Genomic DNA, 19,004 nt, shown 5'->3' with positions numbered 1-19,004 from the left:
TCAGGTGATCGGGAGCGCCCCGCTGGAGCTGATCCCGGTGATCTGCCCGGCCCGGAAGGCGTTGACGAACAGCCGGTGATCGGCGCGGGTCCGCTCGGCGTAGGAGTGCGCGAACCCGGTCAGGTCGGCGATGAACTCCGCGCGCCGGTCCCCGACCATCGCGGTGATCGCCTCCTCGGTCTGGAAGGGCACCAGGCTGTGATCGCTGTCCAGGTCGCCGACGCAGTGCGTCGTCGCGGTGGCCCGGCCCAGCTGGGCGACCACCGGCCGGATCTCCTCGGGCTCGGTGAGGTTTTCCCAGTCCAGGTCAAGCTCGTAGGGCGACAGCTCGGCCACCACGAAGCCCACACCGCCGATCTCGGTGTGCCCGATGAACGGTGAGGCGTGCGACTGCAGCGCCCGCTGGCTGATCGCCGTGCGGTGGCCCTCGTGCTCGAAGTGGGCGCGGATCGCCGGGTCGGTGACCACCCGGCTGGGCGCGGGCACGTTGCCCTGCTTGAGGGAGAGGACGACGTCGTTCTCCAGCGCCTGGTCGTAGCCCTCCAGCAACACGTTGTAGGCCGGCAGTCCGGCGCTGCCGATGCCGAACCCGCCGGTCCCGATGACGTCCTTGACGTCGAAGGCGACCTCCCGCCGCCGGTTGCCGGCCGGCAGCGTCTCCCGGTAGCGGTCGACGGCGGCCAGCACCACGTCCCGCTCGTCGTCGTCGAGCCGCCGGTTGCGGGGCCGGTCGGTGAAGCGCCGCGCGTAGCCCTCGACGACGGTCATCCGGTCCAACAGCCCCAGCCGGGTGCGCCCGGTCGTGGCGAGGACGACGTCGTGCACCGCCCCCACCGTGTTCTCCCGGACCAGCGCGAAGTCACGGTCCTCGTCCGAGCGTGTGAAGGCGGCCACCTGGTCCAGGTAGGACTCCAGGTAGCAGCGCAGCACGTCGTCGATCACGTCGTCCCCGAGCGCCTTGCGCCAGGCCAGCAGGGCGAAGCTCGCGGCGAAGCGGCGCAGGTCCCAGCTGACGTGCCCGAGGTAGGCCTCGTCGAAGTCATTCACGCCGAAGACGATCCGGCCGTCACCGTCCATCGAGGTGCCGAAGTTCTCCGCGTGCAGGTCGCCCTGGATCCACACCCGCGACGTCCGACCGTCACACCACCGGTCCCTCAGCGTCGCCATGTCCGCGTAGAACAGACAGGCGGAACCGCGGTAGAAGGCGAACGGGTCGGCGGCCATCTTCCGGAACTTGGTGCGGAAGGCGTCGGCGTCGGCCGCCATGAGCGGCGCGAAGGCGTCGACGAGGACGTCGACTATCTGCTGCTGGCGGGACGGGTCGTCCGTCGGGGTGAGGTCGGTCCGGTCAGCCACGGCACCAACGTAGGCGGTGGCTAGCCTGCAGGGAGGTCCTCCCCCGCAGCTCGCGGGTGGGCGCCGGACGGGAGGGCGGACGGGGTGACACGGGCGAGCAGAGCGCGGCGACTGGCCACCGGCGCCGTGTACGGCGGTGGCGGCCTGGGGATCGCGGGCGCGGCACTGGTGACCGTCCTGCGCGGGGAGGCCCGCTCGGCGCGGCGCCGGGTCGAGGCCCGGGTGGCCCAGGGCGATCCGCCCACGGGGAACGGGCGCTACGGCAGCAGCCGCGGCAAGCCCCTCGTACTGGCGGTGCTGGGCGACTCCAGTGCGGTCGGCCTCGGCGTGGAGAAGGCGGAGCGGACCCCCGGCGTCCTCGTCGCCAGTGCGCTGGCCGAGCTCGCGGAACGACCGGTCCAGCTGGTCCGGCTCGCGGTGTCCGGCGCGGTCTCCAGCCGGCTGGACGCCCAGGTCGAGCTGGCGCTCGCCGAGCACCCGGACGTCGCGGTGATCATGATCGGCGCCAACGACGTCACCAGCCGCGCCCGCCCCGCCACCTCGGTCCGCCACCTGGCCGAGGCGGTCCGCCGGCTGGTCGGCAGCGGCTGCCAGGTCGTCGTCGGGACCTGCCCGGACCTGGGCACCATCCGACCGATCCGCCAGCCGCTGCGGCTGCTCGCCCGGCGGTGGAGCCGGAACCTGGCCGCCGCGCAGACCATCGCCGTCGTCGCCGAGGGCGGCCGGACCGTGTCCCTCGGCTCGGTCCTCGGCCCCACCTTCGCCAGCGACCACACGATGTTCAGCAGCGACGAATTCCACCCCTCGGCCGCCGGCTACGCGGCGGCTGCCGCGGTTCTGCTGCCCTCGGTCGCCGACTGCCTCGGCGTCTGGCCCGCGGCCGCCGACCGGGGCCTGCGGATGCGCCGGGACACCGTCCGGCCGGTCGCGAAGGCCGCCGCGAAGGCCGCCGGGCGTACCGGCACCGAGGTCCAGGCGACCGAGGTGCGCGGTCAGGAGAGCGGGCCGTACGGGCCGTGGGCCCGGCTGCGCCGGCGCCGTCCGCCGGAGATGCCGACCCCGGATGAGGTGCAGGACGCCGCGGAGCCCGCCGTCCGCGGATGAGCCCCCTACCGGAGGGTAGGTTCGGGGTGATCCGACGTCCGTCGCCGCCTGAGGTGGCGCGCCTCATCGTGGAGGACCCATGCCCGAAGCCGTCATCGTCGCCACCGCCCGCTCCCCCATCGGCCGGGCCTTCAAGGGCTCGCTGAAGGATCTGCGGCCCGACGACCTCGCCGCCACCATCGTCCGCGCCGCCCTGGACCAGGTGCCACAGCTGGACCCGACCGACATCGACGACCTCATGCTCGGCTGCGGCCTGCCCGGCGGCGAGCAGGGGTTCAACATGGGCCGCGTCGTCGCGGTGCTGCTCGGCATGGACCACCTGCCGGGGACGACCATCACCCGCTACTGCTCCTCCTCGCTGCAGACCACCCGGATGGCGCTGCACGCGATCAAGGCCGGCGAGGGCGACGTGTTCATCTCCGCCGGGGTGGAGATGGTCTCCCGCTTCGCCAGGGGCAACTCCGACTCCTGGCCCGACACCCACAACCCGCGCTTCGCCGACGCCGAGGGCCGGGTGGCCAAGACCGCGGAGTCCGGCGCGGAGAGCTGGCGCGACCCGCGTGAGGACGGCGACCTGCCCGACGCCTACATCGCCATGGGGCAGACCGCGGAGAACCTGGCCCTGCTCAAGGACGTCTCCCGCCAGGAGATGGACGAGTTCGCCGCCCGCAGCCAGAACCTGGCCGAGCAGGCCATCGCCAGCGGCTTCTGGGAGCGGGAGATCACCCCGGTCACCACGCCCGACGGCACCGTGGTCAGCAAGGACGACGGCCCCCGGGCCGGGACGACGGTCGAGGGCCTGGCCGGGCTCAAGCCGGTCTTCCGCCCCGATGGCCGGGTCACCGCCGGCAATGCCTGCCCGCTCAACGACGGCGCCGCGGCGCTGGTCGTCATGAGCGACACCAAGGCCCGCGAGCTGGGCATCACCCCGCTGGCCCGGGTGGTCTCCACCGGCGTCACCGGCCTCTCGCCGGAGATCATGGGCTACGGCCCGGTGGCGGCCTCCCAGCAGGCGCTCGCCCGCGCTGGCATGTCGATCTCGGACATGGACCTGGTGGAGATCAACGAGGCGTTCGCCGCGCAGGTGATCCCCAGCTACAAGGACCTGGGCATCGACATCGACAAGCTGAACGTGCACGGTGGCGCCATCGCCGTCGGGCACCCCTTCGGCATGACCGGCGCCCGGATCACCGGCACCCTGCTCAACGGCCTGCGCGAGCGCGACGGGCAGTTCGGCCTGGAGACGATGTGCGTCGGTGGTGGCCAGGGCATGGCGATGGTCGTCGAGCGCCTCTCCTGAAGAAGGACCCCCTGCCTCCCAGCGTGGAAGGACCCCGTCCTCCTCATCCCTTGCACGCTCGGGATGAGCCTCTGGACGGGGCCGGCGGCGGGGCCCTGCAGGGGGGCCTGAACGACCGTGGCCCGGCCCCCTCGCGGGGACCGGGCCACGGTCGTATGTCACGGCCCCGTCCCGGGTCCCACCCTGAGCTTGCGAAGGGTGGGGAGGACGGGGTCCTTCACCAGCTCACTCGCGGAAGTAGCTGAGCAGCCGCAGGATCTCCAGGTACAGCCAGATGACCGTGACGAGCAGGCCGAAGGCGATGTACCAGGCGAACTGCGCCGGGGCGCCGCGACGGATCGCCTCGTCGGCCATGTCGAAGTCGAGCAGCAGCGAGAACGCCGCCACACCGATGACGACGAGGCTGAAGATGATCGCGACCGGGCCGCCGTCCCGCAGGCCGAGCCCACCGGAGACGAAGAAGCCGGCGATCAGGTTCACGACCACGAGGGCCAGGACGCCGAACAGCGCGCCCACGACCCAGCGGGTCAGCTTCGGGGTGACCCGGATGGCACCGGTCTTGTAGACCACCAGCATGCCGAAGAAGACACCGAAGGTGCCGATCACCGCCTGCGTGATCAGGTTGCCGCCGAAGTTCTCGGCGTAGAACTCGCTGATCGCCCCGACAAGGACGCCCTCGACGGCCGCGTAGGCCAGCGTGGCGGCGGGGTTGGCGACCTGCTTGAACGAGATGAACAGGCCGAGCACCAGGCCGACGATCAGCGCCGGGAACAGCAGGCCGGCGGCCACCGCGTCCGGCACCAGGGTCCAGGTCGCCGCGGCGGCCAGGACGGTCACCAGGAAGGTCAGACCGGTCTTGGTGACGACGTCGTCCATCGTCAGGTAGGTGGTGCTCTTCGCCGCGTACGGCGAAGGAGCCGCGTAGGGGTCGTGCTGGGTGGGCGCCCCGCCGTACGTCTGCTGCGGGCCTGCGCCCCAGCTGGCGTACTGGCCGTTGCCGGCCGCAGGGAATCCCCGGCTGAACGCCGGGTTGTGGCTGGGCATCGTCATCTCCTCGAGGTGACTGGTCGGACCGTGGGGCACAGCTTGGTCCACCCCACGCTGTCCGGTCCAACGCCGTAGGGGCCCGGCGCGTTCCTGGAGGCCCCATGATCGCCCGGACGGGTGGCAACAGACGGTCGCGGGACGCTCACCTGCACACGGCTGAGGGCGCCGCTCCGCATTCCCGGGCGGTCGGCAGTGCCCCCGGTCGGGATCGAACCGACACTGGAACCCTTTTAAGGGGCCTGCCTCTGCCGATTGGGCTACGGGGGCGGTCTGGTGGGCGGACCCGCCGCACCCTAACGCCCCGGCGTCAGCCGGCCTGGGCCCCCGGCGTCCGGGACTGCTCGTGATCGGCCGGCTGGGGCGGCGGCAGGTGCCCGGTCCGGCCGGTGTTCGCGGCGGCCACGAACTCCCGGCGCGGGTCCTGCAGCTGGCCCAGGGAGATGACCTCGCGCCGGAACACCGACGCCAGCGTCCAGTCGGCGATGACGCGCACCTTGCGGTTGAGGGTGGGCACCCGGCTGACGTGGTACGTCCGGTGCATCATCCAGGCCGGCCAGCCCTTGAGCTTCACGCCGTACACCTGGGCCACGCCCTTGTGCAGGCCGAGGCTGGCCACCGACCCGGCGTAGGCGTGCCGGTAGGGGGTCGGCTCTCGCCCGTCGAGGATGGCCAGGATGTTGTCGGCCAGCCGCTTGGCCTGCCGGACGGCGTGCTGGGCGTTGGGGGCGGTGGTCGCGTCCGGATCGTCGCTGGTCAGGTCCGGGACGGCGGCCAGGTCGCCGGCAGCCCAGGCGTCGGGCGTCCCCTTGACCTGCAGCGTCGCCTCACACTCGACCCGGCCGCGACCGTCCAGCGGCAGGTCGGTGGCGGAGAGCAGCGGATTGGGCTTGGTCCCCGCCGTCCAGACCAGGGTGTCGCTGGCGAAGGAGTCGCCGTCGCCGGTGCTGACCAGGCACTCGTCGCTGATCGACTCCAGCCGGGTGTTCAGCTTGAGCTCCATACCCCGCGCGGTCAGCTGCTCGACGGTCCAGGCGGCCATGTCGAGGTCGACCTCGGGCAGGATCCGGCCGGTCGCCTCGACCAGGACCCACCGCATGTCGGCCGGCGACAGCCGCGGGTAGTAGTGCTCGATGGCGTAGCGGGCCATGTCCTCGAGCTCGGCGAAGGCCTCGATGCCGGCGTAGCCCCCGCCCACGAAGGTGAACGTCAGCGCTCTGCGGCGGACCTCGGGGTCGTCGGTGGAGGCCGCGGCGTCCAGCCGGGCCAGCACGTGGTTGCGCAGGTAGATGGCCTCGCCGACGTTCTTGAACCCGATGCCGTGCTCGGGCAGCCCCGGGATGGGCAGTGTGCGTGCGATCGACCCGGCGGCCATCACCAGGACGTCGTAGTGCAGGTCGAAGGACTCTCCCTCGACCGGGGCAACGGTCGCAGTGCGGTCGGCGTGGCTGAGCCCGGTGACCGCTCCGGTGACCACCCGGCAGCGGTCCAACGTGCGGCGCAGCGGGACGACGACGTGCCGGGGCTCGACCGAACCGGCCGCGGCCTCGGGCAGGAACGGCTGGTAGGTCATGTGCGGCTGCGGGTCGACCACGATGATCTCGGCGCGGCCGCGGCTGAGCTTCTTCTGCAGCCGCAATGCGGTGTAGAGACCGACGTAGCCGCCGCCCACGATCAGGATCACCGGACGTTGGGCCATGCCCCTCACCGTAAGCCCATGGCCACCTCGCGACCTGTTGCGGCCGGGCTCACGCCTCGCCGGCGGCCAGTTCACGCGCCCGGCTCAGCACGGCGTCGAGCATCGGCTCGGTGAGCCGGCCGGTGAAGGTGTTCTGCTGGCTGACGTGGTAGCTGCCCAGCAGGGTCAGCGGCCCGCGGGGCGCGGTCAGGGTCACCTCGGCCCCGTGACCGAACGTCGGCCGCGGCCGCGGCAGCGGGACCCCTGCACCGGCGAGCACCGGCCACAGCGCCGTCCAGCCGAAGCCACCGAGGACGACGACCACCCGCAGCTGCGGCAGCAGTTCCAGCTCCCGGGCCAGCCAGGGCGAGCAGGTGTCCCGCTCCTCCGGCGTCGGCGCGTTGGCCGGCGGCGCGCAGCGCACCGCCGCGCAGATCCGGACGTCGGTGAGCTCCAGCCCGTCACCCATGTGGGTCGAGGTCGGCTGGTTGGCCAGGCCCGCGCGCCACAGGGCCGCGAAGATCCAGTCGCCGCTGCGGTCGCCGGTGAAGACCCGGCCGGTGCGGTTCCCGCCGTGCGCGGCCGGAGCGAGGCCGACCACCGCGATCCGGGCGTCGGCCGCGCCCAGCCCGGGGACCGGCCGGCCCCAGTAGTCCTGGTCGCGGAAGGAGGCCCGCTTGACCACGGCGACCTCCTCCCGCCAGCGGACCAGCCGAGGGCAGGCGCGGCAGCCGGAGATGCGCTCGTCCAGCACGGTGAGGTCCCGGGTCGCCGCGGCCCCGCGGGCCACCCCGGCCGCGCTGCGGGTGACGGGGTAGCCGTCGGCGTCGCGTGCCACGCCGGTCAGCAGACCACAGCGACCGGCGGCGTCCTGACCCACCCCGGCGACGTCGATTCGGCAGCACGCGGGACGGTGGTCACCTGAACGGCGGCCGGCACCCAGGTCACCTACTGCATCGTCACCGACGGCGGCGCCGACGGGTTCGACGACATCCCCCGCGACCAGATGGGCCCGCTGCGGCAGGCCGAGCAGCGGGCCGCCGCGGCTGCCGTGAGCGTCACCGACGTGCGGTTCCTCGGCCACCCCGACGTCCGGCTGGAAGTTCCGGCCGCGCTGCCCGTCGCCGTGCCGGACCCGGCATGATCACGCCCGTGGCGAAGAAGCAGAAGATGAAGACGCCGACGCTGTACAAGGTGCTCGGCACGACGATGGCGGTCCCCGCCGGCATCCTGGTCAGGAAGGCCGCCGACGCCGGCTGGGAGACGGTGCGCGGGTACCCGCCGCCGAGGAACCCGGCCGCCCCCGGCGTGACCTGGCCCGATGCGCTGGCCTGGGCAGCGTTCTCCGGCGTCCTCGTGGCGGCCGGCCGGCTGGTCGCCGCGCGCGGTGCCGCCGCGGCCTACCAGGCGGTGACCGGAAAGCTGCCGCCGAACGTCAACGCGGACAGCGCCTCCTGACCCGGCGCCACCGTCAGGCGTGAAGGGCTCCCAGCCACCGGCCGGGGGCGTGCCGACCGGCAGGGTCCGCAACCGGTCGAGGACGGCGGGCTCCTGCACCTCGAGCCAGGCCACCAGCTGACGGAAGGACACCAGTTGCACCTCCGGCTGGCCGGCGACGGCCCGCAAGGAGTCCTCGACGGCGTCCATGTAGATCCCGCCGTTCCACTGCTCGAAGTGGTTGCCGACGAAGAAGGGGGTGCGTCCAGACCGCTGAGGAAGAAGGTCATCGACGCGCCGAGTTCCTGCGCCAGCGCCCGGAACCGCGGGAACAGGCCGGTGGAGAGGTTGGCCGCGCCGTCCCAGGAGAAGACGACGAACTGGGGCGGGCGCTCGCCGGGCGCCAGCCTCCGTGGAACCGGCCGACGGGGCTGCGGGCCGGTGTCGGACGTCGATCCGTCGCCGATCAGCCGCACGGCGGGCGTCGGGACCGCAACTGGCTCAGGGCTGGGCGTCGCCGAGGAGGCGGTCGGCGCGGAGGTCCGCGGCGAGGCTGCCGTCCAGAAGCGCCCCGCAGCCGGCGAGGGCGAGCGCGGATGGCTCGGCCGGCCCGAGCAGCGCCCGTCGGCTCAGCTCCCGCATGCCCGCCTCGCCGTTCGATCGTGCCTGCGCCACCCGGCTCGGCGGTGACCAGGCGCACAGTAATTGGGTTCGGGGGACGTGAGCGCGTCCCCGACCCCCTGACCAGGCATCGGAATCCTCCACCCGGTTCCGGGCCTGGAACCGGGTGGAGAGCCTCCTATGCCTGGGGGCGGGCGAGGCGCAGGGCGATCCCGTCGAGGATGTCGTGCTCGCTGATCACGACCTCGTCGAGGTCGAAGGTGTCCATGACGACGCGCAGGATGAGCGCTCCCGCGCCGATCACGTCGACCCGGCCCGGGTGCATGACCGGCAGCGCCGCCCGGCGCGCCCGGCTCGCGGTGAGCAGCCCGGCCGACACCGACCGGACGGCGGCCACCGGGATCCGCGACCCGTGGATGGCGTCGGGGTCGTAGGCCGGCAGTCCCAGGGCCAGGGCGGCCACCGTGGTCACCGACCCGGCCAGGCCGACCAGCGTGCGCGCCTGCGCGACCGGCACGCCCGCGGCCACCTGGGCCAGTGCGGCGCGGATGTCGGTCTCGGCGGCCTGCACCTCCTCCGGCGGCGGCGGATCGCTGTGCAGGTGCCGCTCGGTGAGCCGCACGCAGCCGACGTCGACCGAGCGCGCGGCCCGCACCCCGCTGGCGTCGCCGAGCACGAACTCGGTGGAACCACCGCCGATGTCGACCACGAGGTACGGCGGCTCCGGCTCGGCGGTGCCGTGGGCCCGGGCGGCGGCGGCCAGCGAGGCGGTGGCGCCCAGGTAGGACAGCCCGGCCTCCTCCACCCCGGTCGCGACGTCGGGGAGCCGGCCCAGCGTGGCGGTCACCATCGCCTCGAACTCCGCCCGGTTCTCCGCGTCCCGGCTGGCGCTGGTGGCCACCATCCGCACCCGCTCGGCGCCGAGCTCGCGCGCCTGGGCGGCGTACTCGGCGAGCACCTGGCGGGTCCGCTCGATCGCCTGCGGGGCGAGCCGGCCGGTGGCGTCGACGCCCTCCCCGAGCCGCACGACCTCCATCCGCCGCAGCAGATCCGTGTGCGCCCCCTCGGCCGGGACGTCGGCAATGAGCAGCCGGATGGAGTTGGTGCCGCAGTCGATCGCGGCGACCCGGGTCATGCGGTCACCGCGCTGATGTCGGCCGGATCGTCCGGCGAGGGCGCGGCGCACGGCCCGGCGACCCACCACTCCCCCATCTCGGCGACGGCGCGGTCGCCGATCGGATTGACCCCCGGCCCGGCGGCCAGCGCGTGCCCGGCAAGGGCGTGCAGGCACTTGACCCGGTCGGGCATCCCGCCGGCGGTGGCCCGGGTGGGCAGCACGTCGCGGGCGTCCCGGGTGGCCAGGTACGCCTCGTGCGCGGCGAGGTACCCCGCCGCCAGCCCCTCGTCGGTGGCCAGCTCGTCCTGCCACTCCCGCATCCGGCCGGCCGACTCCAGCCGGCTGGCCGCGGCGGTCGCCCGCGGGCAGGTCAGGTAGTACAGCGTCGGGAACGGGGTGCCGTCCTCCAGCCGCGGCGAGGTCTCCACGACGTCGGGCTGGCCGCACGGGCAGCGGTGGGCGACGCCGACCAGCGCACGGGGCGGGCGGCCCAGCTGGCGGGCGATAACGATGCGCTCGTCCGGGGAGACGGGCGCAGGCTCCGGCGGCCGGGTACCGGGGTGGGTCACCCGGTCGAGTCTCCGGACGCCGGATCGGCCGGCGTCGCCGGGGGGTCCCCGTCGGCGGCGGCGACCGAGTCCAGCAGTCCGGTGTACCAGGGGACGGCGGCGCCGCTGCGGACCTGCCCGGCCGACGCCTCGCCCGGCGCGGCCTCGCCCGGATCGCCAACACCCCCGGCGTCGCCGACGACCACGAGCCGGTCGCCGGGGAGCACGTAGGTGAGCCGGGCGCGCGCCTGCTGGGCGACGTAGGCCGGGTCGGCCTGCCGGTCCAGCTGGGCGCGCAGGTCGGCGGCCTGCTGGGTGAGCGCGTCGTGCCCGACGGCGAGCTCGGCGAGCTCCTGACGCCCGGCGACGTACTGCCGGACCGGGCCGGCCAGGGTCAGCGCGAGCAGCAGGACCAGCGCTCCCAGGAGCACGGCCCGCCCGGTGAACCGGGGGCCGCGCCGCGGCGTCGCGGCGGTACGGCGCGGCGCCCGGGTGCGCCGGCGTCCGGGGCGGCTGTCCTCCGAGCCGCGGTTGCCGGCCCGCACCGGGCGCGAGGAGGCCCGGCGGCGGGTGCCGCCGGGACTGCCCGGCCGGGTGCGGGCCGAGCTCACGCGAACGCCTCGCCAGCGCTCGCCGGGCGCATTCGCTGCACTGCTGTGTCCCTGCGTGAGCTCGTGAGCTCGCTCACAGGGAGAGCCGCGGGAACGCCCCGGCGCCGGCGTAGCGGGCGGCGTCGTCCAGCTCCTCCTCGATGCGCAGCAGCTGGTTGTACTTGGCGACCCGCTCGCTGCGGGCGGGGGCGCCGGTCTTGATCTGGCCGCAGTCGGTGGCCACCGCGAGGTCGGCGATCGTGGTGTCCTCGGTCTCCCCGGAACGGTGGCTCATCATCGAGCGGTAGCCCGCGCGGTGGGCGAGGTTGACCGCGTCCAGGGTGTCGGTGAGCGTGCCGATCTGGTTGACCTTTACCAGCAGCGCGTTCGCCGCGCCGCGGGCGATGCCCTCGGCGATCCGGGTGGGGTTGGTGACGAACAGGTCGTCGCCGACGATCTGCACCCGGTCGCCGAGGGCGGCGGTCAGCGCCACCCAGCCGTCCCAGTCCTCCTCGTCCAGCGGGTCCTCGAGGGAGACGATCGGATAGGAGTCGACCAGCCCGCGGTAGTACTCCGTGAGGTACTCGGCGGTGCGCGTCGCGCCCTCGAAGGCGTAGCCCTCGTCGCTGTGGAACTCGGTGGCGGCGACGTCGAGGGCGAAGGCGATGTCGGTGCCAACGGTGTAGCCGGCCTTCTCCACCGCCTCCACGATCAGGTCCAGCGCGTCGCGGTTGCTCGGCAGGGAAGGGGCGAAGCCACCCTCGTCGCCCAGCCCGGTGGACAGGCCGCGCTTCTGCAGCACCGACTTCAGCGCGTGGTAGGTCTCCGCACCCATCGCCAGCGCCTCGGCGAAGGTCGCCGCGCCGATCGGGGCGATCATGAACTCCTGGACGTCGACGTTGCTGTCGGCGTGCGCGCCACCGTTGACGATATTCATCATCGGCACCGGCAGCACGTGCGCCGAGGGGCCGCCGACGTAGCGGAACAGCGGCAGGCCGGCGGACTCGGCCGCGGCCCGGGCCACCGCGAGGCTGACCCCGAGGATGGCGTTTGCGCCGAGCCGGGACTTGTCCGGGGTGCCGTCGAGGTCGATCAGCCGCTGGTCGACCAGCCGCTGCTCGGCGGCGTCGAAGCCGACCAGCTCCGGGCCGATCACGTCCAGGACGCCGTCGACGGCCTGGGTCACGCCCTTGCCGCCGTAGCGGTCGCCCCCGTCGCGCAGTTCCACCGCCTCGAAGGCGCCGGTGGAGGCGCCGCTGGGCACCGCGGCGCGCGCGATGGTCCCGTCGTCGAGGGCCACCTCGACCTCCACGGTGGGGTTTCCGCGCGAGTCCAGGATCTCTCGCGCGCCGACTGCGTCGATGCTTGCCACGGCCAGCAGCCTAGCCAGCCCGGCGCGCCGGGGGGCACACCCGCGCCGGTCGCCCGCCCGGACTCCCGGCCACGCCTGCGACGATGGCCGGCGATGACCACCCCGCCCGCCCCCCGCCGGCACCGCCGCGCCGCCGGACAGCTGCTGATGGGACTGGTCCCGGTCCTCGTCGTCGGGGTGGCCGCACTCGTCCTGCTCCTGCTGCGCCTGCCCGACGCCCAGGCCCCCCTCGCCGCGGCCACCAGCACCGCACCCTCGACCGTGACCGCCACCGGCGGGTCCCCGGACGGGCGCGCGCTGACCGTCACCTTCCGCGACGCGGACGACGACGTCCGTACCGGCCGGCTGCTGTTGAACCGCCGGCTGGACGTGCCGCCGGGGACCCACGTGACCGTGCGGTACGACCCGGACGCCGCCGGCGCCGATCCTGTCCCCGTCTACATCGACGGCGACGCCGCACACAGCCGGGTGTCCGACCTGGTGTTCGGCCTGGTCGCCGTGGCCGTCGTCCTCGTCGTCGTCACGGCGCTCACCGCGGCCCGCCTGCTGACCCGGCCGCGGCTGCGCCGCCGTGTGCCCACCCGGGTGGCGGCCACCCACGTCGTCTCCCGGCAGGGTCTGCTGGTGCGCAGCTGGCTGGAGATGGGCACTCCGGCGGGGCTGCGCTGGGTGCCGGTGCACTGGGCGCCCGAACTGGACCGGCTGACCCCGGACTCCCTCCTGGAGGTGCGCGGCGACCCGGCCCGCGACCGCCTGGTGCTGCCGGTGGTGGACGGCAGCGAGGTGTGGCCGTCGGGGCGGATGCGCACCCGGGTGCCGCGCGGCGACGTCCGGCAGGCCGCCGTCGACCCCGACGCCCTCGACCCCGGGCTGGGTCGCCAGGCGCGCGCCGACGGCGTCGTCCCCTTCCTCGCCCCGGTGCTGGGACTGCTGTGGGCCTACGTCGACGGCAGCGGCGCCGGCGGCTTCCTGCTGGCCACCGCACTGTCGGCGGCGGTGCTGTTCTGGCTGCCGCAGCTCCTGGGCTCCGACCCTCGCCCGACCCGGGCATAGCGGAAGGACCCCGGTGCCCCCCACAGCTCGCACGCTCGCCGCGGGCCCCTGCACCGGAGCCGCAGGTGACGTCAGGGGGTGGCGCGGGCGTGCGCGGCGGCGTCCAGCTCGTCGGCGTACCGGCGGACGGCGGTGCGCAGCGCGTCCTCGGCGTCCCAGCCCCGCTCGCGGGCGGCGATCACCAGACCGAGCAGGTGGCTGCCCAGCTCCGCTGCGTCGGCGGACGTCAGGTCGCCCGCCGGCGGGGTGGGCAGCCCGGCGCGCTGCGCCCGGCCGGCCAGTGCTGCGCCCCACGAGGTGGCCGGTTGGGAGCGGGAGACACCCTCGGTCGGTGAGCGTCGCTGCTTCTCGGGCTTCTTGATCTCCTCCCAGCCGCGTTCGACGGCCGCGACGTCCCGAGGTCCGGCGTCGGCGAAGACGTGTGGGTGCCGGCGCACCAACTTGTCGACCAGGTCCCCGGCCACGTCGTCGACGTCGAAACGGCGGTCGGCGGTCGCCTCGGCGGCGAGCCGGGCGTGGAAGGCGACCTGCAGCAGGACGTCGCCGAGCTCCTCGCGCATCGCCACGGGGTCGTCGTCGACGATCGCGTCGTAGGCCTCGTGCGCCTCCTCCAGCAGGTAGCCGCGCAGCGAGGCGTGCGTCTGCTCGGCGTCCCACGGGCAGCCGCCGGGCGAGCGCAGGCGGTCCATCACCGCAATGACGTCCAACAGCCGGACGCCGGGCGGCTCGGGTGCGCCGTCCACGACGGGGCCGGCGAGCCCGGCGGCCTCCTCGGGGGTGAGCAGGCACACCGCCCCGGCCGGCACCTCGTCCAGCGCGGCGACGTCGGTGACCGCCGTCCCGGCCGCGCGCAGCGCCCGGGCGGTGGTGGCGGCGCCGGGCAGCGCCACCACCGTAGAAGCCGAGCCGACCGCCTGCCAGCCGGCGGCGGCGAGCAGCCCCGGGAGCCGGGGACTGACGGTGACGTACGACGGTGGGGGTCCGGTCACGACCGTCAGTTTCCGCTGCTCCCAGCCGCAGCGTTGCCGGCGTCCTCCAGCAGCTGGACCACACCGCCGGTGCCGGCCACCACCTGGTCGCCGTCGAGCACGCCGTACCGGGGGTTGACGGTGATGCGGATGTCGTCCCGGACGTCGCCGACCAGCTCCGCACCGGCAGCATCGGCCTCGGACGCGGCCTTCTGCGCCAGCTGGTCACGCACGTCGGCGAACGCGGGGACGTCCCTGCCGACCACGAAGCCGACGACGACGCCGCCGGCCTGGGGGACCGACTGGGTGAAGCCCTGCCCGGGCGCGGTGGCGGTGACCGGGGCGGCGAGCACCTCGGGCAGCTGGGCCAGCTGGTCGGCGGTGAACGCCTGGGTCTCGGCGAGGGTGCTGCTGCCGGCGTACTGGGCCGCCACCGTCGGGTAACTGGCCGGGTCGGCGGTCAGCTGGGCCAGCACGGCATCGGCCGTGGCCTGGTCGGGCACGGTGATGACGCCCAGCTGCACCTGCGCCAGCGTGTCGCGGGACTTCTCGTAGCGCTGCCGCAGCGCCGCGTCGGACAGGTCGACCGCGTCCGCAGCCGTCGCCGCGCGCTGGCGCAGCAGTTGCTGGCGGATGTTCTCCTGCACGTCATGGGCGTTGACGCCCTGCTGCTCGGCCAGCTGCTGGAACACGGCCTCCGGCGGGGCGCCGGCGAGCAGGACATCGATGCGGTCGGCGACGTCGGCGTCAGAGACCTCGACGTCGTAGCGCTCGGCCGCGGCGGCATAGACCCGCTCGGCCACCTGCTGGCTGAGCACCTGGCGGGCGTAGGCGGTGCGGTCCCCCGCGGCGAAGGTTGCGATGCCGGGGTCGGCGAGCCGCTCGTCCACCGCCGCCGCGAGCGAGTCGACGCTGATCTGCTCCTCCCCGACGTAGGCGGCAACCGACGGGGAGCTCCGGCAGCCGGTCAGAGCGACCAGCCCGGTCAGCCCCACCACGAGCCCGGCGAGCAGTCTGCGACGCGACACCACGCGAGCGTGCCACACCGCCGTGACCCAGCACCCGCACCCGCACGCGGCTGGCCCCTCCTTGGCATCCCCGAGCGGACCCAGGAGGGGTCCTTTCTCAGGCGGAGACGGCGACCGGATCGGCGAGCACCGCGGACAGCAGAGCGTGCAGCTTGTCCAGCAGCGCCACGTCCCGCAGCGGCGTCCGCCGGTCCGGGCCGACCGGCACCTTCAGCGACACGGTCTGCACCGCCGCCTTGTACGTGGCGCCCTCGGCGATGCGGACCAGCTTCATCTGCTGGGACTCCCGCAGGTCGACCGGGGTGAGCCGGATCGACCGGCCCTGCATCGACACCTCGGTAACCCCCAGAGGGCGCATCGCGGCGCGGAAGCGGGCGACGGCGAGCAGGTTGAGGACCGGCGCCGGCGGAGCACCGTAGCGGTCGGTCAGCTCGTCGAGCACGGCCTGCGCCTGGTCGTCGTCCTGAACGGAGGCGACCTTGCGGTAGGCCTCCATCCGCAGCCGCTCGCCGGGGATGTAGTCGTGCGGCAGGTGCGCGTCGACCGGCAGGTCGACCCGGACGTCGGCCGGCTCCACCGCCGGGGACTCCCCCGTGGCCTGCGCCCGGTAGTCGCTGACCGCCTCGCCGACCAGCCGGACGTAGAGGTCGAACCCGACGCCGGCGATGTGCCCGGACTGCTCCCCGCCGAGCAGGTTGCCCGAACCGCGGATCTCCAGGTCCTTCATCGCCACCGCCATACCGGCCCCGAGGTCGGTGTTGTGCGCGATGGTGGTCAGCCGGTCTACCGAGGTCTCGGTGAGCGGCTTGGAGGGGTCGTAGGTGAAGTAGGCGTAGGCCCGCTCCCGACCACGGCCCACCCGGCCACGGATCTGGTGCAGCTGGGAGAGGCCGAAGGCGTCGGCCCGGTCGACGATCAGGGTGTTGGCGTTGGGGATGTCCAGCCCGGACTCCACGATCGTGGTGGCGACCAGGACGTCGTACTCCTTCTCCCAGAAGCCGACCATGATCCGCTCGAGCTCGTGCTCCTTCATCTGCCCGTGCCCGACGGCGATCCGGGCCTCGGGCACCAGGTTGCGGATCTTCGCCGCGGCCTTGTCGATCGACTGCACCCGGTTGTGGATGACGAAGACCTGGCCGTCGCGCAGCAGCTCGCGGCGGATGGCGGCGGCCATCTGCTTGTCGTCCCAGGCGCCTACGTAGGTCAGTACCGGGTGCCGTTCCTCGGGCGGGGTGAGGATCGTCGACATCTCCCGGATGCCGGTCAGGCTCATCTCCAGGGTGCGAGGGATCGGGGTGGCCGACATCGACAGCACGTCGACCGCCGTCCGCATCGTCTTCAGATACTCCTTGTGCTCGACCCCGAAGCGCTGCTCCTCGTCGACGATCACCAGGCCGAGGTCCTTGAACCGGGTGGTGGGCTGCAGCAGCCGGTGCGTGCCGACCAGGATGTCGACCGAGCCTTCGGCCAGCTGGCGCAGCGTCTCGTCGCTCTCGGTCTTGGACTGGAAGCGGGACAGCACCGCCACCGTCACCGGGAACTGCGCCATCCGCTCGGAGAAGGTCTTGAAGTGCTGGTTGGCCAGCAGCGTCGTCGGCACCAGGACGCCGACCTGCTTGCCGTCCTGCACCGCCTTGAACGCCGCCCGGATGGCGATTTCGGTCTTTCCGTAGCCGACGTCGCCGCAGATGATCCGGTCCATCGGCACCGGCAGCGCCATGTCGGCCTTGACCTCGTCGATGGCGGCCAGCTGGTCGGGGGTCTCGGTGAACGGAAAGGCGTCCTCCAGTTCGCGCTGCCACACGGTGTCCGGGCCGAAGGCGTGGCCCTTGCTGGCCATCCGTGCCGAGTAGAGCCGGATGAGCTCTGCGGCGATCTGCTTGACCGCCTTGCGCGCCTGCCCCTTGGTCTTGGCCCAGTCGGCGCCGCCCAGCTTGGACAGCGCCGGCGCCTCGCCGCCGACGTAGCGGGTGAGCTGGTCCAGGGCGTCGGTGGGCACGAACAGCCGGTCCGGCGGCTGGTTCCGCTTGCCCGGGGCGTACTCGACGATCAGGTAGTCGCGCTGCCCGCCGTGCACCGTGCGGCTGACCATCTCCACGTACCGGCCGATGCCGTGCTGCTCGTGCACGACCAGGTCGCCGGGCTGCAGCTGGACGAGGTCGACGGCGTTGCGCCGGCGGGCCGGCATCTTGGTCGCATCGCGCATCGAGGTGCCGCGCTGGCCCGTGAGGTCGTGCTCGGTGACCAGCGCCAGGCCGATGCCGGGGAAGGCGAAGCCGGCCTCCAGGTTGCCCTGCGTGACGTGGGTCAGGCCGGCGTCCGGGGCGGTCTCGATGCCGGGCACCAGGCGGGCGCCCAGGTCTGCCTCGGTGAGCTGGTCGGTGGCGCGCTGGGCCGGGCCGGGTCCGGCGAAGGTGAGGACCACCCGCCAGCCCTCCCGACCCCAGGTGCGCAGCTGCTCGAACGCCCGCGCCTGGTCGCCGTGGAAGCGCTCGACCGCGATCGCATCGAGTGCGACGTGCGTGCCGTCGTCCTCGGCGGCCAGGGTGAACGCCCCCGTCGTCCACCACGGCAGACCGCGCCCGCGGGCGGCGTCGGAGACGTCGGCGAGGTCGCGGAAGGAGGAGGCACCCAGGTCGATCGGCGCCTGGCCGGCCATGGCGGCGGTCTGCCAGGAGGCGGCGAGGAACTCCTCGGCGGTGCGGACCAGGTCCGCAGCCCGGCTGCGCACCCGCTCCGGGTCGAACACCAGCACGTGGGTGCCGGTCGGCACCAGGTCGGTGAGTAGCTGCATCGAGGCACCGCCGATGAGCGCCGGGATGAGGGACTCCATGCCCTCCACGGCGATGCCCTCGGCCAGCTTGCCGGCCACCTCGGCCAGCTCCGGGTGGTCCAGCGCCAGCTGGGCGGCCCGGGCCCGGACCTCCGCGGTGAGCAGCAGCTCGCGGCACGGGGGGGCCCACAGCCGCTCCGGCCGCTCGTCCAGCGAGCGCTGGTCAGCGGCGGAGAAGTACCGCAGCTCGTCGACCTCGTCGCCCCAGAACTCCACCCGCACCGGGTGCTGCTCGGTCGGCGGGAAGACGTCGAGCAGCCCACCTCGGACGGCGAACTCCCCGCGCTTCTCGACGAGCTCCACCCGGGTGTAGGCGGCGTCGGCCAGCGCCCGGGAGGTGGCGTCGAGGTCGGCGCTCTGCCCGGCCTTCAGCTCGACCGGTACGAGCTCGCCCAGCGCCGGCGCGAGCGGCTGCAGCACACTACGCACGGGGGCCACCAGCACGTCGATACCGGCGCCGGCGTCGGGGTGCGCCAGGTCGCGCAGCACGGCCAGGCGCCGGCCGACGGTGTCCGCCCGGGGTGAGAGTCGCTCGTGTGGCAGCGTCTCCCAGGCCGGGAAGACCTCCACCCGCCGGTCGGGGACGACGCAGCGCAGCAGATCGGCCACCGCGTCGGCGTCCCGCTCCCCCGCCGTCACGACCAGCACGGGCACGCCGGCCCCCGGCTGCGCGGCGGCCAGCGCGGCGGCCACCAGCGGCTGCACCGACGGCGGGGCGGTGACGTTGAGCTCGGCGGCGCCGGCCTTCGCCACCACCGAGGCCATGCCGGGATCGGTCAGGACGACGTCGAGCACGCCGCGCAGGGTCACGGTTCGGCCACTCCAGGTTCTGCGGCCCGCCTGTCCGCATCGAGCAGAGCGCGCCGGGTGCGCGCGGGGGCCGTCGTCCAGGTTAGCCGCCGAACGGCGACCGCCGCGCCGACCCAGGAGGTCCCGGGACAACTGGCCCGGGGGA

General features: G+C 74.0%; 16 protein-coding genes, 1 tRNA gene and 1 pseudogene. 5 read left to right on the top strand and 13 right to left on the bottom strand.

Annotation, left to right across the window (positions count from 1 at the left end; translation table 11 throughout):
• A complete protein-coding gene (locus tag BLW04_RS07440) occupies nucleotides 1-1,356 on the bottom strand; it encodes a DUF2252 domain-containing protein (protein ID WP_217630892.1) in 1,356 nt (451 codons plus the stop codon).
• 84 nt (nucleotides 1,357-1,440) lie between these two features.
• Here BLW04_RS07440 and BLW04_RS07435 point away from each other — a divergent pair, with 84 nt between their 5' ends.
• Nucleotides 1,441-2,460: an SGNH/GDSL hydrolase family protein gene (locus BLW04_RS07435; protein WP_091538150.1), complete on the top strand. Its 1,020-nt coding sequence runs from the start codon at nucleotides 1,441-1,443 to the stop codon at nucleotides 2,458-2,460.
• A gap of 79 nt (nucleotides 2,461-2,539) precedes the next feature.
• Complete coding sequence (locus tag BLW04_RS07430; RefSeq protein WP_091538147.1) at nucleotides 2,540-3,760, top strand: acetyl-CoA C-acetyltransferase; 1,221 nt, start codon at nucleotides 2,540-2,542, stop codon at nucleotides 3,758-3,760.
• A 225-nt stretch (nucleotides 3,761-3,985) separates the two neighbouring features.
• Here BLW04_RS07430 and BLW04_RS07425 read toward each other — a convergent pair whose 3' ends face one another.
• The 4 genes from BLW04_RS07425 to BLW04_RS26565 form a co-directional block, all read right to left on the bottom strand.
• A complete protein-coding gene (locus BLW04_RS07425) occupies nucleotides 3,986-4,804 on the bottom strand; it encodes a Bax inhibitor-1/YccA family protein (protein WP_175483937.1) in 819 nt (272 codons plus the stop codon).
• Nucleotides 4,805-5,000: 196 nt separating this feature from the next.
• Nucleotides 5,001-5,074: transfer RNA gene (locus BLW04_RS07420), tRNA-Leu, on the bottom strand.
• Nucleotides 5,075-5,114: 40 nt separating this feature from the next.
• Nucleotides 5,115-6,503, bottom strand: coding sequence for an NAD(P)/FAD-dependent oxidoreductase (locus BLW04_RS07415; protein ID WP_091538144.1), 1,389 nt, complete (start codon nucleotides 6,501-6,503; stop codon nucleotides 5,115-5,117).
• A 49-nt stretch (nucleotides 6,504-6,552) separates the two neighbouring features.
• Nucleotides 6,553-7,320 (bottom strand): uracil-DNA glycosylase, encoded by a 768-nt coding sequence (locus BLW04_RS26565; protein WP_175483945.1) that lies wholly within the window; start codon nucleotides 7,318-7,320, stop codon nucleotides 6,553-6,555.
• Nucleotides 7,321-7,422: 102 nt separating this feature from the next.
• Between BLW04_RS26565 and BLW04_RS28210 the strand changes: the two are divergent.
• Both BLW04_RS28210 and BLW04_RS07405 read left to right on the top strand, forming a co-directional pair.
• Nucleotides 7,423-7,626 (top strand): annotated as a pseudogene (locus tag BLW04_RS28210) (hypothetical protein); the annotation flags it as partial.
• A complete protein-coding gene (locus tag BLW04_RS07405) occupies nucleotides 7,623-7,940 on the top strand; it encodes a DUF4235 domain-containing protein (protein ID WP_091538139.1) in 318 nt (105 codons plus the stop codon). The pseudogene BLW04_RS28210 and the gene BLW04_RS07405, both read left to right, overlap by 4 nt.
• A gap of 480 nt (nucleotides 7,941-8,420) precedes the next feature.
• Here BLW04_RS07405 and BLW04_RS27395 read toward each other — a convergent pair whose 3' ends face one another.
• The 5 genes from BLW04_RS27395 to eno all read right to left on the bottom strand — a co-directional run bounded on the left by BLW04_RS27395 (nucleotide 8,421) and on the right by eno (nucleotide 12,167).
• Nucleotides 8,421-8,561, bottom strand: coding sequence for a hypothetical protein (locus BLW04_RS27395; RefSeq protein ID WP_217630891.1), 141 nt, complete (start codon nucleotides 8,559-8,561; stop codon nucleotides 8,421-8,423).
• Between the two features lie 157 nt (nucleotides 8,562-8,718).
• A complete protein-coding gene (locus BLW04_RS07395; RefSeq protein WP_091538137.1) occupies nucleotides 8,719-9,675 on the bottom strand; it encodes a Ppx/GppA phosphatase family protein in 957 nt (318 codons plus the stop codon).
• The gene (locus BLW04_RS07390) at nucleotides 9,672-10,226 is read right to left on the bottom strand and encodes a DUF501 domain-containing protein (protein WP_091538135.1); all 555 of its coding nucleotides are present in this window, start codon (nucleotides 10,224-10,226) and stop codon (nucleotides 9,672-9,674) included. Before BLW04_RS07390 ends, BLW04_RS07395 begins: the two co-directional genes overlap by 4 nt.
• The gene (locus BLW04_RS07385) at nucleotides 10,223-10,816 is read right to left on the bottom strand and encodes an FtsB family cell division protein (protein ID WP_254781153.1); all 594 of its coding nucleotides are present in this window, start codon (nucleotides 10,814-10,816) and stop codon (nucleotides 10,223-10,225) included. The genes BLW04_RS07390 and BLW04_RS07385 overlap by 4 nt, the downstream gene beginning before the upstream one ends.
• A 73-nt stretch (nucleotides 10,817-10,889) precedes the next feature.
• Nucleotides 10,890-12,167 carry a phosphopyruvate hydratase gene (gene eno / locus BLW04_RS07380; protein ID WP_091538133.1) on the bottom strand — a complete coding sequence of 426 codons (1,278 nt, stop codon included), beginning with the start codon at nucleotides 12,165-12,167 and terminating at the stop codon, nucleotides 10,890-10,892.
• Nucleotides 12,168-12,260: 93 nt separating this feature from the next.
• Between eno and BLW04_RS07375 the strand changes: the two genes are divergently transcribed.
• The gene (locus BLW04_RS07375) at nucleotides 12,261-13,220 is read left to right on the top strand and encodes a DUF3592 domain-containing protein (RefSeq protein WP_091538132.1); all 960 of its coding nucleotides are present in this window, start codon (nucleotides 12,261-12,263) and stop codon (nucleotides 13,218-13,220) included.
• 71 nt (nucleotides 13,221-13,291) lie between these two features.
• Here the strand turns inward: BLW04_RS07375 and BLW04_RS07370 are convergent, their stop codons facing one another.
• From BLW04_RS07370 to mfd, 3 genes are all read right to left on the bottom strand, one after another.
• Nucleotides 13,292-14,209 (bottom strand): nucleoside triphosphate pyrophosphohydrolase, encoded by a 918-nt coding sequence (locus BLW04_RS07370; protein WP_091538131.1) that lies wholly within the window; start codon nucleotides 14,207-14,209, stop codon nucleotides 13,292-13,294.
• A 5-nt stretch (nucleotides 14,210-14,214) separates the two neighbouring features.
• Complete coding sequence (locus tag BLW04_RS07365) at nucleotides 14,215-15,216, bottom strand: SurA N-terminal domain-containing protein (RefSeq protein ID WP_139306765.1); 1,002 nt, start codon at nucleotides 15,214-15,216, stop codon at nucleotides 14,215-14,217.
• A 97-nt stretch (nucleotides 15,217-15,313) separates the two neighbouring features.
• Nucleotides 15,314-18,859 (bottom strand): transcription-repair coupling factor, encoded by a 3,546-nt coding sequence (gene mfd, locus BLW04_RS07360; protein WP_217630890.1) that lies wholly within the window; start codon nucleotides 18,857-18,859, stop codon nucleotides 15,314-15,316.
• Between the last annotated feature and the right edge of the window lie 145 nt (nucleotides 18,860-19,004).

Origin of the sequence: Modestobacter sp. DSM 44400, assembly GCF_900107175.1 — a bacterium.
GTDB lineage: Bacteria > Actinomycetota > Actinomycetes > Mycobacteriales > Geodermatophilaceae > Modestobacter.
Note: the sequence above shows the minus strand (reverse complement) of the source record. Positions and strands in the feature narration are given on the sequence as shown.

What these genes read in the sequence shown, in the direction of transcription:
- BLW04_RS07405 (WP_091538139.1), top strand. Translation starts at nt 7,623, where the DNA reads ATGATCACGCCCGTGGCGAAGAAGCAGAAGATGAAGACGCCGACGCTG.
- BLW04_RS07430 (WP_091538147.1), top strand. Translation starts at nt 2,540, where the DNA reads ATGCCCGAAGCCGTCATCGTCGCCACCGCCCGCTCCCCCATCGGCCGG.
- BLW04_RS07375 (WP_091538132.1), top strand. Translation starts at nt 12,261, where the DNA reads ATGACCACCCCGCCCGCCCCCCGCCGGCACCGCCGCGCCGCCGGACAG.
- BLW04_RS27395 (WP_217630891.1), bottom strand. Translation starts at nt 8,561, where the DNA reads ATGCGGGAGCTGAGCCGACGGGCGCTGCTCGGGCCGGCCGAGCCATCC.
- BLW04_RS07425 (WP_175483937.1), bottom strand. Translation starts at nt 4,804, where the DNA reads ATGCCCAGCCACAACCCGGCGTTCAGCCGGGGATTCCCTGCGGCCGGC.
- BLW04_RS07415 (WP_091538144.1), bottom strand. Translation starts at nt 6,503, where the DNA reads ATGGCCCAACGTCCGGTGATCCTGATCGTGGGCGGCGGCTACGTCGGT.
- BLW04_RS07395 (WP_091538137.1), bottom strand. Translation starts at nt 9,675, where the DNA reads ATGACCCGGGTCGCCGCGATCGACTGCGGCACCAACTCCATCCGGCTG.